Below are 14,546 nucleotides of genomic sequence, written 5' to 3'. Positions count from 1 at the left end.
CCGGCGGTCAGAGCGGGCGGGCCAGGACGTAGTCGTCGTGCCAGATCTCGCCGACCAGGAAGCGCTTCGTGCCGATGATCTCGAAGCCGTTCCTGGTGTAGAACCTCACGGCCCGCGCGTTCAGCTGGTTGACGCCCAGCCAGCAGTGCCGTGCGCCCGCCGCCGCGGCCGCCGCGAGCGTCGCGGCCATCAGCGTGCCCGCGGCGCCGGAGCCGTGACTGTCCGCGGCGACGTAGAACTTGCTGAGTTCGATGGCCGGACCGGGTCCCGCGGCCGCCACCGTGCACGCCAGCTCCGGATCGGCTATCGGCCCGGCGACCAGCATGGAATAGCCGATCGTGGCGCCGTCATCCTCGGTCAGCAGCAGGATTCGGGCCGGATCTGCCAGATACTTGTCGAAGCTGGACAGTGCCAGGTGCTCCGCGACGAACGCGTCGATGTCGCTCTGCAGCGTGCCGGGCGGCGTGGCCAGCCCGAACGTGCGTGCCGCGAGTTCGTGCAGGTCGGTCGCGTCCGCCGGGACGGCCGGCCGGGTGGTGATCGCCATGGCGCCACGATAACGGCGGCGTGACGCGCTTCATCGCGGCGCCCGGAAACTGAAAACAGGGTTTAGAGTCGTGCCGACCGATCGGCGGTCCGGAGACGGGGAGGGCGTAGCGGTGAGCGAACCGGTACTCGAGCGCAGAGGGCTCGGCGACGTGATCCCCGCGCCGGCCGACGTGCGGCCCGACCCGGCCGCGGCCTTCACGATCGATGCGGGTACGGCGATCCGTACGGCGCCGGGATCGGTCGAGGCGCGGCGGGTGGGCGAGCACCTGGCGGCCCTGCTGCGCCCCGCCACCGGCTTCGCGCTGCCGGTCGGCGAGGGGTCCGGTGCGATCGCCCTGCTGCTCGACGGAGATGACGCGCTGGGCGACGAGGGCTACCACCTCGAGGTGAGCACCGCCGGGGCGACCGTGCACGCCGTCGCGCCCGCCGGACTGTTCGCCGCCGTGCAGACGCTGCGGCAGTTGCTGCCCGCCGCGATCGACGCGGCCACGCCGCAGGAGGGCGCCTGGGTGCTGCCCGGCGGGCAGATCGTCGACCGGCCCCGGTTCGCCTACCGCGGCGCGATGCTCGACCTCGCCCGGCACTTCTTCACGTCGGACGAGATCAGGTCCTATATCGATTCGATCGTCCAATTCAAGATCAATCATCTGCATCTGCACCTGACGGACGACCAGGGCTGGCGGCTCGAGATCGACGGCTGGCCCGCCCTGACCGCGATCAGCGGCGGCGAGGGTACGGGCGTCGACGGCACCGGACCCGGCTTTCTCACCAAGGCCGACTACGCCGGGATCGTCGCGTACGCGGCCGAGCGGTTCGTCACGATCGTGCCCGAGATCGACATGCCCGGCCACGTCAACGCGGCCCAGCACGCGTACCCGGAGCTCACCGCGGACGGGCTCGCCGTGCCGCAGCGCACGGACCGCGAGGTCGGCTACAGCTCCTTCGTCGCCGACCAGGAGGGCACGTACGCGTTCATCGAGGACGTCCTGCGTGAGGTCGCCGCGCTGACCCCGGGGCCCTACCTGCACATCGGCGGCGACGAGGCGCAGGCCACCACGGCCGAGGACTACCGCACCTTCATCCAGCGTGTGCTGCCGCTCGTCGCCAAGTACGAGAAGCGCGCGATCGGCTGGCACGAGATGGCCGGGGTGGAGCTGCCGGACACCGCGATCCCGCAGTACTGGCGAACCGAGGCCGCCGACGACGGCACGGCCCGCGCGGCGGCGAACGGCAGCAAGGTGATCATGTCACCGGCCGACCGTACGTATCTGGACATGAAGTACACGGCGGACAGCCCGCTCGGCCTGGACTGGGCGGGCCACATCGACGTCGAGCGTGCGTACGGGTGGGACCCGGCCGACCGCCTGCCCGGGGTCGGCGAGGAGTCCCTGCTCGGCGTGGAGGCCCCGCTGTGGTCGGAGACCCTGCGCAGCCTCACCGACGTCGAGACGATGACCTACCCCCGGCTCCCGGCGATCGCGGAGATCGGGTGGTCGCCGCGGAGCGCGCACGACTGGGAGTCGCTGCGGGCCCGCCTGGCCGCGTTCGCGCCGCGCTGGCGTAATCAGGGCGTCGCGTTCCATCCGTCGCCCGAGATCCCCTGGACCTAGGTGTCCCGCCGGGGCGTACCGAAATCTTTCTTAAATCTCGGTGACTGGAATATGTCTTCCGGGCGATATTTCCGCACGTCGTGGGGGAGTTCGGTCCGTTGATCGTGGCGGAAGGCCGAGCGGCGGATGTCGGCCGGTCGGAGGCCACCCCTAGGCTTGCCCGCGTGCAGAAGAGGGTGCTGGCATCTGCGACCGCGCTGGCCGGATTCCTGATCGTCGCGGCCGCGCAGCTCGCGCTCGTCGTGGTGCCCGTCCTGCTGCTGCTCTCGATGCTCCCGGGGAGGACCGCGCTGCGGCTCGGCGTGCCGGTCTGCATCGCGACCGTCGGCGTGATGGCCTACGCGACCTGGCGTGCCCTGCACACCCGGCGCCGCGAGCCGATCGGCATCCCGGTCGCCCGCGCCGACGCCCCGCAGCTCTGGGCGCTGCTCGACGGCGCCGCCGCGGCGGCGGGCACCCGCGCCCCCGACCGGGTCACGATCGTCGCCGACGCCGCCGCGAAGATCATCGAGCGCACCCACCTGCTCGGCCTGATCGGCGGCCGCCGCGATCTCTATCTGGGCCTGCCGCTGCTTCAGGCCTGGGACGAGGCGCACCTGCGTGCGGTCGCCGCGCACGAGCTCGGCCACTTCTCGCCCCGGCTGGGCCGGCTCGCGCCGCTCGCCTACCGCGGCCGGGTCGCGGTCGCCCGGACGGTGCCACGCATCCCGCCGCGCAACCCGGCGGGCCCGCTGCTGCGGACGTACGCGAAGTTCTACCGGCGGGTCGACGCGCCGTTCAGCCGAGCCCAGGAGCTGGCCGCGGACCGGATCGCCGCGGATTACGCGGGCCGCACCGCGGCGATCGCCGTGCTGCGTGACCTGCCCGCCCTCGACGCCCTGCAGCGGATCTTCCACGCGGAGTACCTCGGCCCGGGCTGGCAGGCCGGCCACGTCCCGGACGACATCTTCGGGGGCTTCCTGCGGGTGCTGGCGGCCCGCGCGGACGACGTCGCGGTGCTGCGCGCCCGCGACCCGGGCACGCTGTCGGCGTGGGACACCCACCCGCCGGTGACGGACCGCCTCGCCGCCCTGACCGCGCAGCCTGCCGACTCCCCGGCCGGAACGCAGCCTGCCGACTCGCCGGCCGGAACGCAGCCTGCCGGCATCCCGGCCGGAACGCAGGCCGCCGGGGTCAAGGCGGGAACCGGCGAGGACGCGGCCGCCGTCACCGGGTCTCCCACCGAAGCGCCGGGTGCGAGTTCCGAGGAGCCGGGCGCCGGGACGACCGGCCTGGTCGGCGCGGGCGATCCGGCCTCGGCGCCGGCGGCGGACCGGTCGGCCGGCGCGCCCGATGCCGATCAGGATGCGGAGGCCGCTTCGGCGCCGGAGGGGAAGACCCCCGGCGCCCAAGCGGATCACCGCGACGGCGCCGGGCTCGGCGCGCCCGCCGGGGATCTCGTTCCCGACCTGCCCGGGCTCGGGCGGGCGCTGCAGGGCGTCGCGTTCCCGCCGCAGGGCCGCACGACCGTCGACTGGGACGCGTTCTTCGGCGTGGCCCGAACCGTCGAGATGCAGCGCGAGGCCGACGCCGCGCTGGCCACGATCTCGCGCGCCGCGGGTGCGCCCGTGGTGAACGCCGCGGACGTGCTGGATCTCGCCGCGGACGGCCGGCTGCACAAGGCGGCCGAGTCCGTCTTCACCGGCCTGTCCACCGAGGAGACCGCCGGCCGGGTCGCCGAGCTGGTCACGCTGCTGCTCGCGCTGGCCGCACTGCACAGCGGCGCCGCACGCTGGCGGCACAGCTGGACCGGCGCCGCCGAGCTCGTCGCCGCCGACTCCTCGCACCTCGACCTCGGCGGCCTGGCCGCGCTGGCGAGCGACCCGGCGACGGTCGCCGCCGCCCGGGAGCGGCTGGCCGCCCTGGGGATCGACGCGGCGGCGGCACCGGGTGCGGAGATCGCGCAGACCCGGCCCGAGGTGGTCGGCGGTGTGGTCAACCTGGTGGTCGACGGCGCCCGCACGGACGTGCTTATCGTCGACACCGGGCTGTTCCTGGTGCCTGGGCTGCCACGCTCGCAGAACGGCTCCGCGAAGCGGCGGCTGGCTCGGTTCGCCGCGGCCGACGCGCCCCAGCGCGATGCCGCCGCTCCCGGCAGCCGGTTCGTGCCCTACGCCGAAGTCGCCGGCGCCACCCGGACCAAGCGCCGAAGCTGGGATCTCAGCCTGCGCGACGGCGGCACGCTGCGGTTGCGGACCGCGCTCGACTCCGACGAGCTGTCCGGCGGCTGGGCCGCCCTCGACGACGCCGTAGCGTTCCTTTCTCGTACCAGATAGTCACCCCGTCCGCTGAACCGTTCGCGCCCCCGAAGCGTGCTGGTTGGTAGTGGGTCGCATGGCTGACTCAGGAGTCATCGATTCATCACAAGGCGTCATGATGGGATCGGCGTCATTCGCTTACCGTTCGCCGAATTGGGTAGAAGTAGGCCACGCGGAACAGCGATGATCGTCATTGACAGGGGGGAGGGGCGCTGTGGATCGGGGACCGATGGCGCTCTTCGGGGCCATCGTCGCGGTTGGCCTCGGACCGGCGATGTGGCTCGGCGCGCAGTTCGGCCAGGTGACGCAGACACCGGACCGGCCGCCGGCGGTGACCACCGTCCAGCAGAACAGCACTCCGAGGGGCGGCACCGGCGCGGGTGACGCGCCGACCGACACCGAGGTGATCGACAACGAGCCCGGCGCGGGCAACCAGTCGACCGGGTCGACCAGGACCGCGCGCCCCGAGGCGACCAAGGCCACCCCGTCTCCGTCCGAATCGGACGGATCGCCGACCCCGCCGGTGGAGTCGTCGCCGACACCCTCGAACACGACCGGCGCCGGGGGCGGCACGCCGACGGAGCCGACCACCCCGCCCGACGACCCGCCGACCGAGGACGAGCCCGACGTGCCGCCGTCCCCGCCCTCCGACGCGGAGACCGGGCAGGTCTACGCCGAGGCGTCGACCGCCTGACCCCGCCCGACCGGCGCCGCGGCCTCGTCCTTCGGCCCGAGCGGGTCACCCGCGCCGCGAAGCTCCGCCTCGAGATACGTCCCCGCGAGGCCGCGGGCGGTCTCGGCGAGGCGCTCGCGCAGCTCCGGCGGGTCCAGCACCTCGGCGTCGGCGCCCAGCCTCAGCAACTGCGTGTGGCCGTGCCTGACCGATTCGATGGGCACGGTCGTGGTCAGCCGGCCGTCGTCGCCCACCGGGCCGGCCGAGGCGCGGGCCACCCGCGACATCTCCGGCGGAAACAGGTACGCCATCCGGTCGAGGGCCTCGGCGGTCATCCGTACGGTCGCCTGCGCGGTGTAGACACCGCGCTCATACCGCTCGGTCCAGCCGCCCCAGAACGAAGCTAGGTCGAAGCCCGGCGGGCGCCGCGCCGGCTCGTCGAGCAGCGCCGCGTCCAGGACGTTCGCCACCCGGTACGCGGTGACCTTGTCCCGCGACGTGGCCACGAGATACCACCGTCCCGCCTTCAGGACCACACCCAGCGGAGCCAGCGTCCGGGTCACCTCGCGGGGCGCCTTCCAGCGCAGGTAGCGCACCTCGAGCATCCGTTCCCGCCAGACCGCGTCGGCCACCGTGGCCAGGTGCGGGGTGGGCTCGTCGGCCCGGAACCATCCGGGCGCGTCCAGGTGGAAACGCTCGCGTACCCGATCGGCCCGGTCCGCCAGCTCGCCCGGCAGCGACGCCCGCAGCTTGAGCTCCGCGGCCGCCAGGACCGAGCCGAGGCCGAGCTCCGCGGCCGGCCCGGGCACCCCGGCCAGGAACAACGTCCCGGCCTCGTCGCCGGTCAGGCCGGTCAGCCGGGTGCGGTAGCCGTCGAGCAGCCGGTATCCGCCCGCCGGCCCGCGGTCGGCGTAGACCGGCACGCCGGACGCGCCCAGCGATTCGACGTCGCGGTAGACCGTCCGCACGGACACCTCGAGCTCGTCGGCGAGCTCCTGCGCGGTCATCCGCCCGCGCGTCTGCAGCAACAGCAGCAGGGAGACGAGGCGGGACGCGCGCATCGGCCCAGCATGGCACCGGCCGCGTGCACACAGCACGCGGCCGGTGTGCCCGGAGCTACAGGCTCAGGATGCGGTTGAGGATGTCCCGGTACCCGCGCAGCTGCAGGCGCAGCCGTTCGGTGTCCTCGGTGTCGTCGGTCAGGTCGTCACGCTGTGCCTTCAGGCCGGCGGTGAGCTTCTCGACGGCCTCGTCGATCAGCGTCGTCGCCTCGGCGGCCGCGTCCTTCGGGCTGTCGACGAAGCGCAGCTGGACCTCGCGCCAGCGCTCCTGGAACGACTTGGCGTCGTCCGCGCCGAAGATCGTCTCGGCCTTGGCCGCGGATGCGGTCGCGGCCGCACCCACCGGCACCGGCACCGGCACCGGTACGACGGCAGGCTCCGTGCCGTCGACGGCGGGCTCGTCCGCCGCCGGGGTGTCGTCGGTCGCGAGCGGTGCGTCGGTCACCGGGGCCACCGCCTCGGTGTCGTCGGTCTTGTCGGAGGCGGGGGAGGTCTCGGTGTCGGCGTCGTCACGGGGTTCGTCGGTGACCGTTTCGACCGCCTCGGGGCCGTCGACCTTGTCCTCGTCCTCGGTCCGGTCCTCGTCCGATTCGGATTCGGCCTTCTCGGAGTCGCCCTTCCCGGACTTCGCCTGCGCCGCCTCGGTGTCGGCGGGCGCCTCGCCCGCGGCGGGCTCGTCGTCCAGCGGGACGTCGACCTCGTCGGTCGGGCCGCCGTGGTCGTGCGCGTCCACCCGGTCCTCGTCCTCCAGCCAGGTGTCCTCCGGGCCGGTGGCGGCGGGGCTGCCCGCGTACGGCCTGTCCGCGGTGGTCACGGCGCTGTCGTCCGGATCGCTGCCCGGCGCGCCCCACCGGTCGTTGTCCCGGGCGGACGAAGCGCCGAAGGCGGTGGTCCGGTCCGGGTCCCCTGTCGTGTCGTCATCGTTCACGGTGCCGTCGGCCGGGTCGGCGGTGTCGTCACGCGGCTCGTCGTCCGAGCGCGCACGGTCGGCGTCGTCGACGGCGTCGCCGGTCGTCGCCGGCGTGTTCGACCAGGGCGACGGCGGGCGCTGGTTCGGCACCGCCACCGGGTCGGACTGGACCCGCTCGGGCCGGTCGTCGAGCGCCAGCTCTTCGTCGGCTTCGCGAGCGTCGTTGGAGAAGAAACGCATGATCAGGGCTCCTCAGCGGCTCGTGGCGTCGGGACGGGAGCCCGCGACGTCGCTGTCGTGGTTGTTGATCGGTTGGGTCGGTACCGTCGGCTGGGATTCCGCGGCGGCGCCTTCGGTGCGGACGGGGTTCTCGCCGAGCAGGTCGGCGAAGAGCGCGCGGTAGTGGACCAGGGCCTGCCGCAGATCCTCGGTGTCCGCCTCGCCGGCCGCGTTGCGTTCGCTGATCGCGTGTGCGTCGCGGTAGTGCTCGAGGGTCCGGGCGTGCGCGACGGACAGGTTGGCGAGTTGGTCGTCGTAGTCGCCGGTCGGGTAGCCCCGCTCGGCGATGAGCTGGGTGACCAGCTCGTCGGCGGTGGACACGGCCTCACCGGGTGAGTCCACGAACTGGATCTGCACCTCTTCCCAGGCGGCCGAGTACTTCGCCTTCGACTCGGCCGACAGCTCCTTGAGCTCGAACCCGGCGTGGCGCTTCTCGCGCTCACGGAGCTCACGCTCGCCCTCCGAACGGCTGTCGGCGTCGCCGACCACCTTGTCGTACTCGGGGCCGAACGTGGTGCGAAGCTGCTTGCGGCGGCTGGCGCGTACGCCGTAGACGGTGACGGCGACGACCAGCAGCGCGACGACGATTAGAATGATCACGACTGTGGGGGACATCGGATTCCTCCTTCTTCACCCCGGGATATGCCCACCCAACCAGGGTCATCAATCCGATTCGACAACCCGGCGTGAAAACCCTCCGTCTGTGTGGCCGGAAACTTGACCCCGTCGTCCTCGCGGAGGCGCACACGAGCCGGCGGACCGTGCCTCACCGCTGACCGTAAGCGGACAGATCGCCCGCCTGCCCCGCCCCGGCCCGGCCGGCGTGGGGCGGTTTTGTCGTGAGATTCGCCAAAGCGCGACCTGTTACGCATGTCGTTCCCCCAGGACAATTAGGACAGTCCGCTTTATTATGGCACGTAGCGGAGCTAGCTCGGATCGCGTCCATTACGTATCCTGCCGAAGGCGCGCTCAGCTCGAAAACGGCCGTTAACAAGCGTCGACGGCCACCTCGGCCTGCGCTGCGCAAGTCCTGCATCCCCTCGGGCGGAGTCTGATGAGAACCCGCAACTGGTCGATCCGTTCGAAGATCATCGCGATGGTGGCGGTGCCGCTCGCGGCCCTGCTCGCGCTCTGGGTCTTCGCGACGGCACTGACCGTCGGCCCGGCGCTCAACCTGATGTCGGCACAGACCCTGCTGGACACCGTCGGCACCCCCGGCGAGGTGCTGACGGGTGAGTTGCAGCGCGAGCGGCGGCTCTCCGTCGAGTTCCTCGCGGACTCCGAGGGCAGCGCAGCCGCGCTCGTCGCGCAGCGCGCCGCCACCGACCGCGCCGCCGCCGAGTTCCGGCGCACCGCCGGCAGCGACGACGCCCGGGGCGCCGCGACCGACACGCTGGAGGCCCGGATCGGGCAGGTCTTCTCCGACCTCGACGGGTTGAACCCCAACCGCCTGCACATCGACCGCCGCGCGGTCGACCCGATCGGCGCGCAGAACCTCTACAACAGCATGGTCGACAGCACCTTCCAGATGTACTCGGCCCTCGCCACCTTCAGCGACGAGCGCATCGACCGCCAGATCCGCGCCCTCATCCTGATCGGACGCGGCCGGGAACACCTCAGCCGCACGGACTCGCTGCTCGCGGGCGCGCACGCGGCCGGCAAGCTCAGCCCGGTCGGCCGCACCGAGTTGCTGCAGTCGATCGCCACCGCCCGCTTCCTGCTCTCCCAGGGCGTCAACGACCTGCCCGAGCGGGACCGCACGGCATACCGGCGGCTCAGCAACGGCGCCTCCTTCAACCGGCTCGGCGAGCTGCAGGACCTTCTGGTCAGTGACAGCCGCCCCGGCCTTGCGGCGCCGGTGCCGGCCGCGTCGTGGCAGCCGGCGTACGACACCTCGGTGCAGCAGTTGCGTGCGTTCGAGATCAACGCCTCCGACTCGCTCGCGCAGGAGGCCCTGCCGGTCGCCGCCAAGGTGCTCATCCGGCTCGGGCTGGCGGGCCTGCTCGGTCTGATCGCGGTCGTCGTCTCGATCGTGGTCTCGGTGCGCATCGGCCGCTCGATGGTCGGCCGCCTGAGCCGGCTGCGCGGCGAGGCGCTGGAGATGGCCGGCGAGCGGCTGCCGTCCGTCGTCCGCCGGCTGCAGCGCGGCGAGGCCGTCGACGTCGACGTCGAGACCCCACCCCTGGAATACGGCCGCGACGAGATCGGCGAGCTCGGCCGCGCGTTCAACGAGGTGCAGCGCACGGCCGTGCAGTCGGCGGTCGAGGAGGCCAACGTCCGGCGCGGGATCAACGAGGTATTCCTCAACATCGCCCGGCGCAGCCAGACCCTGCTGCATCGCCAGCTCGCCCTGCTAGACCGCATGGAGCGGCGCGAGACCGAGCCGGACGAGCTCGAGGATCTCTACCGCGTCGACCATCTCGCCACCCGGATGCGCCGTCACGCCGAGGACCTGGTGATCCTCGCCGGCGCCGCACCCGGGCGTGGCTGGCGCAACCCGGTGCCGGTGATCGACGTCGTCCGGGGCGCGATCAGCGAGGTCGAGGACTACAAGCGGGTCGACATCGTCTCGATCGAGTCCGCCGCGGTGCTCGGCCGGGCCGTGGGTGACGTCATCCACCTGGTCGCCGAGCTGCTGGAGAACGCGGCGTCGTTCTCCCCGCCGCGCACCCGGGTCCAGGTCGTCGGCCAGGTCCTGCCGAACGGCTACGCCCTGGAGATCGAGGACCGAGGCCTGGGCATGTCGCCCGAGGCGACCGCCGAGGCCAACCGCAAGCTGCTCGAGCCGCCCGACTTCGACCCGACGGACAGCGCCCGGCTCGGTCTCTTCGTGGTCGCCCAGCTGGCCAACCGGCACGGCATCCGGGTGTCGCTGCGCCCGAGCGGCTACGGCGGGGTGACCGCGGTCGTCCTGGTGCCGGGCGATCTCGTGACGCACGGACCGGGCCGGACCGCGCTGCCCGCCGGGCCGTCGCCCTCCGACAAGTCATGGGACCGGCCGCTGGTCGGCACGGGCACCGAGGATCCGTCGCGCCCCTCGCTCGCGGCCCTGCAGTGGCAGGGCACCGAGGAGCTGCGCTCGATCTCGGTGACCGGCCGTCCGGTGACGATCAACGGAACCGCCACCGCGGGCCCGGACCTGGCCGACACCTCCGTCGACCTGACCCCGGCGACGCCGGCCGAACCGAGCGGGCCGAGCCCCAGCGCGGTGGTCGACGGGCTCACCGAGGACGGCCTGGTACAGCGCCGCCGCACCCGGCCACGCCGCGCGAAGGGCGGCCCCGCGGCACCGCCGGCCCTGCTGCCGCCGAATCTGACCTCACCGGCCGGACTGACCCCGATGGAGCTGCCGTCGGCCGGCACCGGCCTGGCGGCGAACGGCACCGGCCTGGCGGGCGACACCCCGCTACGGCACGGTGACGGTCCGACCGCCGTGCCGGGCCCGGCCCCGGCGTCGTTCCGGCCCCGCATCCCGGCGCCGCGCATCGAGCCGGACCCGATCGGCCCCGCGGCGGATCTCTCCGCGCCGGGTATCGCGCCCGATCCGCTCGGGTCCGATCCGTTCGCGCCCGATCCGTTCGCGCCCGATCCGCTCGGGTCCGACCCCCTTGGGTCCGACCCCCTTGGGTCCGAGCCGTTCGTGCCCAAGGCGGATCTCGGCCGGCGGGCGCCCGCGGAGCCGCTTGGTGAGGCCGACGAGGCGCTGCTTCCGCGGCGGGTTCGGCAGGCCAGCCTCGCGCCGCAACTGCGGGGCCCGGTCGCGGAGCGCGTCAGCGCCGGCACGTCCCGCTCCCCGGAGCAGGTCCGCAGCCTGATGAGCGCCCTGCAGCGCGGCACCTCCGAGGGCCGCATCGCGGCCGCCGCCCTCAGCGCCGCCAAGAACCCGGAGAAACCCACCGAGACATCCGTCACTGACAAACAGGAGACGTTGGGGGCGCAGGCGTTGTCGGAGGCGGCTACCGTCACGTTCCCGGCGGTGCAGATCCCGGTGGCGGCCGGGCTTCCCGCAGGTACCGACAACGCGCCCGATGAGAACCACGAGAACCGGCCGGAGAAGGACGCATAGTGGCACACACGACGAACCACCAGAGCGCCAACCTCACCTGGCTCCTCGACGACCTGGTCGAGCGGGTGCCGTCGGTGCAGCAGGCGGTGGTGCTGTCGGCGGACGGGCTCATGATGGGCGCGTCCGCCGCTATGAGCAGGGAGGACGCCGAGCATCTCTCGGCGATGGCCGCCGGCTTCCAGAGCCTGGCCAAGGGGGCGAGCCGGCACTTCCGGGCCGGCCCGGTGCGCCAGACCGTCGTCGAGATGGAGGACGCGTTCCTCCTGGTCACGGCGGCCGGCCTGGGCGCGTGCCTGGCGGTGGTGGCCGCCAGCGACGCGGACCTGGGCCTGATCGCGTACGAGATGGCCATGCTCGTGATCCGGGTGGGCCAGACGATGGACGCCCCCGAGCGGCCCGCCGGGTCCAATGGGCGGTGATCCGCTGCGCGCGCCGCACGACTGGCTGGACCACGACGCGGGTCCGGTGGTCCGTCCGTACGCGATGACGCAAGGCCGGGTCGCCCCGTCCGGCGGAGAATTCGATCTCGTCGCGTTCGTGGTGGCGACGATGGCGGAGGCGACACCGTCGCCCTCGTTGCATCCGGAGCATCACGCGATCGTCGGCGCGGCGTGGGAGCCGACGCCGATTGTCGAACTAGCCTCCAAACTGGACCTCTCCCTCGGGGTCGTCCGGGTCTTGCTGGGTGATCTACGCTCAGCGGGACTCATTTCGCTCTACGAGCCCCCCGCGGCCTCTCAGCCGCACGACGTCGACGTACTCAAGGCGGTTGTCAATGGACTCCGTGCGCTCTGACCGAGACGGCACGCGCTCTCGCATCCCGGTCGCGCTCAAGATCCTCATCGCCGGCGGGTTCGGTGCGGGCAAGACCACGATGGTCGGCTCGGTCAGCGAGATCCGGCCGTTGCAGACCGAGGAGGTGCTGACCGGCGTCGAGGGCGCCGACGACACCTCCGGCGTCGAGGCGAAGCGGACGACGACGGTGACGATGGACTTCGGTCGCATCACGATCACCGAGGATCTGCAGCTCTACCTCTTCGGCACGCCCGGGCAGGACCGCTTCTGGTTCCTCTGGGACGAGCTGTCGCAGGGTGCGCTGGGCGCCGTCGTGCTCGCCGACACCCGCCGCCTGGCGGACTGCTTCCCGTCGATCGACTACTTCGAGCAGCGGGGCACGCCGTTCGTGGTCGCCGTGAACTGCTTCGACTCGGAGCGCCGATTCGGCGCCGAGGCGGTCGGCCGGGCACTCGACCTCGACCCCGACGTTCCGGTGGTGGAGTTCGACGCGCGCGAGCCGCTGGCCGCCCGCAACGTCCTGATCGAGCTGGTCGAGTACGTCGCCCGCCGGCAGCTGCTGGCCGCCGGTTCCCGCTAGGGGCTCAGCCGCGCGGTGCCGAGTGTGGTGAATGCCAGCCGGCCGGGGTGTTCGCCGGGGTCACCGGCAGGCAGATCAGCCGGGTGGCGAGCCGGGACACCGTCCGTGCCGGCAGGACTCCGCGCGCGATCAGCTCGTCGGGCCGGGCGTACGGCCCGCGGTTGAGCCGGTCCATCACGATCCGGTGCGCCTGCTCCGAGCTCAGTCCGGGCAGCCGGGCCAGCTCGTGCCCGGGCACGTGGTTGACGTCGACGAGCCCGCCGTCGTCGAAGGCGCGCAGGAGATCCGGCCGGCCGATGCCCAGCTGGCGGGCGCGCGCCGGGTCGAAGAGCGCGAACTGGCGTGCCTGCTCGCGCAGGCTCCGGGTACCCGGTGTGTCGCCGGGGTGGGAGGCGAGGACCGCGCCGTGCACGGACGCGACGACGGCGATTCCCATGAACATCAGGAAGCCGATGGCCTCCGCCGTGCTCAGGTCCGGGCTCTCCAGCGGGCTGGGGTCGATCGCGGCGAAGACGAGCGCGACGACGAACAGCAGGGCGTAGCCGACCGCGACCAGGAACTGGCGCTTGTCCTGCCGGCGGGCGCCCGCGTACACGAAGTAGATCCAGCTGCCGAACGAGCACACGACGAACGGGAGCAGGGCCGCGAAGATGACCTCGCCGATCGGGAACCGCCGCCGCGGCGCCGCGTACGCCGGAGGCGGTGGGGCCCCACCCCACGGGGACAGCGGCGGGTGGCCCGGCGATGCGGGGGCCGCCACGATCTCGGTGGGGTCCGGCGGGACGTACTGCTGTATGTAGCCCGACGGCGCCGCGATGAGTGAGCCGGAGGTGGCCGCGGGCGGCGCGTCGCCGGCCGGACCGCGGGGTACCGGAATCTCGTCGCTCGCGGCCCACGGGTCGACGGGCTCGGCGTAGAAGGGCTCGCCGCGCAGGATGCGCCGGTGGGTCTCCTGCATCCGCTCGCCCGGCTCGGCGCCGAACTCGTCGAGGAAGTACGCGCGGGCGTCACGGAACACCGCCAGCGCCTCGGCCTGCCGGCCGCCCTGGTGCAGGGCGATCATCAGCTGTGCGCGCAGCCCCTCGCGCAGCGGGAACTGCTCGACCAGCCGGACCAGGTCCGGCATGAGCCCGGTGTGGTTGCCCCGGGCCAGTTCGATGTCCGCCCACTTCTCCCAGGCGGTGGCGCGGGCGTCGGAGAGCCGGTTGCGGGCGGCCTCGAAGACCGGCCCCGACAGGCCGGCGAGCGCCTCGCCCTGCCACAGGTCCAGCGCCTCGCGGAGGGTCTCGGCCGCCTCGACGAGCTGCCCGGCCCGGCGTTCCGCGGAGGCCCGTGCCAGGCCGGTCTGGAACCGCTCGGCGTCCAGCGCGTCGGGGTCGGCCCGCAGGACGTACCCACCGTTGGTCAGCGCGATCAGCTCGCCCGGGGTACGCGGCGAGCGCTCGGGCTCGAGCACGCGGCGCAGCCCGGCCACGTACTTCTGCACGACGTTGGCGCCGTTCTCCGGAGGCCCGTCGCCCCACACCGCGTCGACGATCTGGTGTGTCGGCACCGGCCGGCCCGCCTCGAGCAGCAGCACCGCGAGTACCGCACGCTGCTTGGCGGGGCCGAGATCCACCGGTTCGTCGCCGCGTAGGGCCCGGACCGCGCCGAGGATCTCGAACCTCAGCGTGCGGCCCGCGGGCGCGTCTGTCACGGCGCCAACCCCCTTGAGCAGCACACCTGT

12 protein-coding genes are annotated in these 14,546 nt (G+C 73.1%); 7 read left to right on the top strand and 5 right to left on the bottom strand.

Features of this window, described 5'->3' with window-relative positions; translation table 11 throughout:
* Nucleotides 1-7 precede the first annotated feature (7 nt).
* Nucleotides 8-547, bottom strand: coding sequence for a GNAT family N-acetyltransferase (locus AB0B58_RS28225; protein WP_360229635.1), 540 nt, complete (start codon nt 545-547; stop codon nt 8-10).
* A 112-nt stretch (nt 548-659) separates the two neighbouring features.
* Between AB0B58_RS28225 and AB0B58_RS28220 the strand changes: the two genes are divergently transcribed.
* From AB0B58_RS28220 to AB0B58_RS28210, 3 genes are all read left to right on the top strand, one after another.
* Entirely contained in the window at nt 660-2,159 is a 1,500-nt protein-coding gene (locus AB0B58_RS28220) for a beta-N-acetylhexosaminidase (RefSeq protein WP_360229633.1), read from the top strand.
* A 164-nt stretch (nt 2,160-2,323) separates the two neighbouring features.
* The gene (locus AB0B58_RS28215; RefSeq protein ID WP_360229631.1) at nt 2,324-4,474 is read left to right on the top strand and encodes a M48 family metalloprotease; all 2,151 of its coding nucleotides are present in this window, start codon (nt 2,324-2,326) and stop codon (nt 4,472-4,474) included.
* Between the two features lie 196 nt (nt 4,475-4,670).
* A complete protein-coding gene (locus tag AB0B58_RS28210) occupies nt 4,671-5,150 on the top strand; it encodes a hypothetical protein (protein WP_360229629.1) in 480 nt (159 codons plus the stop codon).
* Here AB0B58_RS28210 and AB0B58_RS28205 read toward each other — a convergent pair.
* The 3 genes from AB0B58_RS28205 to AB0B58_RS28195 are packed head-to-tail and all read right to left on the bottom strand — an operon-like array spanning nt 5,126 to nt 7,994.
* Nucleotides 5,126-6,190, bottom strand: coding sequence for a WYL domain-containing protein (locus AB0B58_RS28205; protein ID WP_360229627.1), 1,065 nt, complete (start codon nt 6,188-6,190; stop codon nt 5,126-5,128). The genes AB0B58_RS28210 and AB0B58_RS28205 overlap by 25 nt on opposite strands.
* 55 nt (nt 6,191-6,245) lie before the next feature.
* The gene (locus AB0B58_RS28200; RefSeq protein WP_360229625.1) at nt 6,246-7,340 is read right to left on the bottom strand and encodes a hypothetical protein; all 1,095 of its coding nucleotides are present in this window, start codon (nt 7,338-7,340) and stop codon (nt 6,246-6,248) included.
* 12 nt (nt 7,341-7,352) lie between these two features.
* On the bottom strand, nt 7,353-7,994 hold the full coding sequence (locus AB0B58_RS28195; RefSeq protein ID WP_360229623.1) for a hypothetical protein: 642 nt from the start codon (nt 7,992-7,994) through the stop codon (nt 7,353-7,355).
* A 439-nt stretch (nt 7,995-8,433) separates the two neighbouring features.
* On the opposite strand from AB0B58_RS28195, the gene AB0B58_RS28190 reads away from it, so the two are divergent.
* Genes AB0B58_RS28190 through AB0B58_RS28175 form a run of 4 tightly spaced genes read left to right on the top strand, consistent with a single transcriptional unit; the run spans nt 8,434 to nt 12,820 of the window.
* A complete protein-coding gene (locus AB0B58_RS28190) occupies nt 8,434-11,445 on the top strand; it encodes a nitrate- and nitrite sensing domain-containing protein (RefSeq protein WP_360229621.1) in 3,012 nt (1,003 codons plus the stop codon).
* Nucleotides 11,445-11,864, top strand: coding sequence for a roadblock/LC7 domain-containing protein (locus AB0B58_RS28185; protein ID WP_360229619.1), 420 nt, complete (start codon nt 11,445-11,447; stop codon nt 11,862-11,864). Before AB0B58_RS28190 ends, AB0B58_RS28185 begins: the two co-directional genes overlap by 1 nt.
* Complete coding sequence (locus AB0B58_RS28180; protein WP_360229617.1) at nt 11,854-12,240, top strand: DUF742 domain-containing protein; 387 nt, start codon at nt 11,854-11,856, stop codon at nt 12,238-12,240. Before AB0B58_RS28185 ends, AB0B58_RS28180 begins: the two co-directional genes overlap by 11 nt.
* On the top strand, nt 12,221-12,820 hold the full coding sequence (locus AB0B58_RS28175) for an ATP/GTP-binding protein (protein ID WP_360229615.1): 600 nt from the start codon (nt 12,221-12,223) through the stop codon (nt 12,818-12,820). The genes AB0B58_RS28180 and AB0B58_RS28175 overlap by 20 nt, the downstream gene beginning before the upstream one ends.
* 4 nt (nt 12,821-12,824) lie before the next feature.
* Here AB0B58_RS28175 and AB0B58_RS28170 read toward each other — a convergent pair whose 3' ends face one another.
* Nucleotides 12,825-14,516: a BTAD domain-containing putative transcriptional regulator gene (locus AB0B58_RS28170; protein ID WP_360229613.1), complete on the bottom strand. Its 1,692-nt coding sequence runs from the start codon at nt 14,514-14,516 to the stop codon at nt 12,825-12,827.
* Nucleotides 14,517-14,546 lie beyond the last annotated feature (30 nt).

The organism is Actinoplanes sp. NPDC049118 (assembly GCF_040648555.1).
GTDB lineage: Bacteria > Actinomycetota > Actinomycetes > Mycobacteriales > Micromonosporaceae > Actinoplanes.
This window is presented reverse-complemented; position numbering and strand designations above follow the sequence as displayed.

Excerpts from the sequence above, each read along its gene's own strand:
- AB0B58_RS28225 (WP_360229635.1), bottom strand. The coding sequence starts at position 547 with ATGGCGATCACCACCCGGCCGGCCGTCCCGGCGGACGCGACCGACCTG.
- AB0B58_RS28205 (WP_360229627.1), bottom strand. The coding sequence starts at position 6,190 with ATGCGCGCGTCCCGCCTCGTCTCCCTGCTGCTGTTGCTGCAGACGCGC.
- AB0B58_RS28200 (WP_360229625.1), bottom strand. The coding sequence starts at position 7,340 with ATGCGTTTCTTCTCCAACGACGCTCGCGAAGCCGACGAAGAGCTGGCG.
- AB0B58_RS28195 (WP_360229623.1), bottom strand. The coding sequence starts at position 7,994 with ATGTCCCCCACAGTCGTGATCATTCTAATCGTCGTCGCGCTGCTGGTC.
- AB0B58_RS28190 (WP_360229621.1), top strand. The coding sequence starts at position 8,434 with ATGAGAACCCGCAACTGGTCGATCCGTTCGAAGATCATCGCGATGGTG.
- AB0B58_RS28180 (WP_360229617.1), top strand. The coding sequence starts at position 11,854 with ATGGGCGGTGATCCGCTGCGCGCGCCGCACGACTGGCTGGACCACGAC.
- AB0B58_RS28175 (WP_360229615.1), top strand. The coding sequence starts at position 12,221 with ATGGACTCCGTGCGCTCTGACCGAGACGGCACGCGCTCTCGCATCCCG.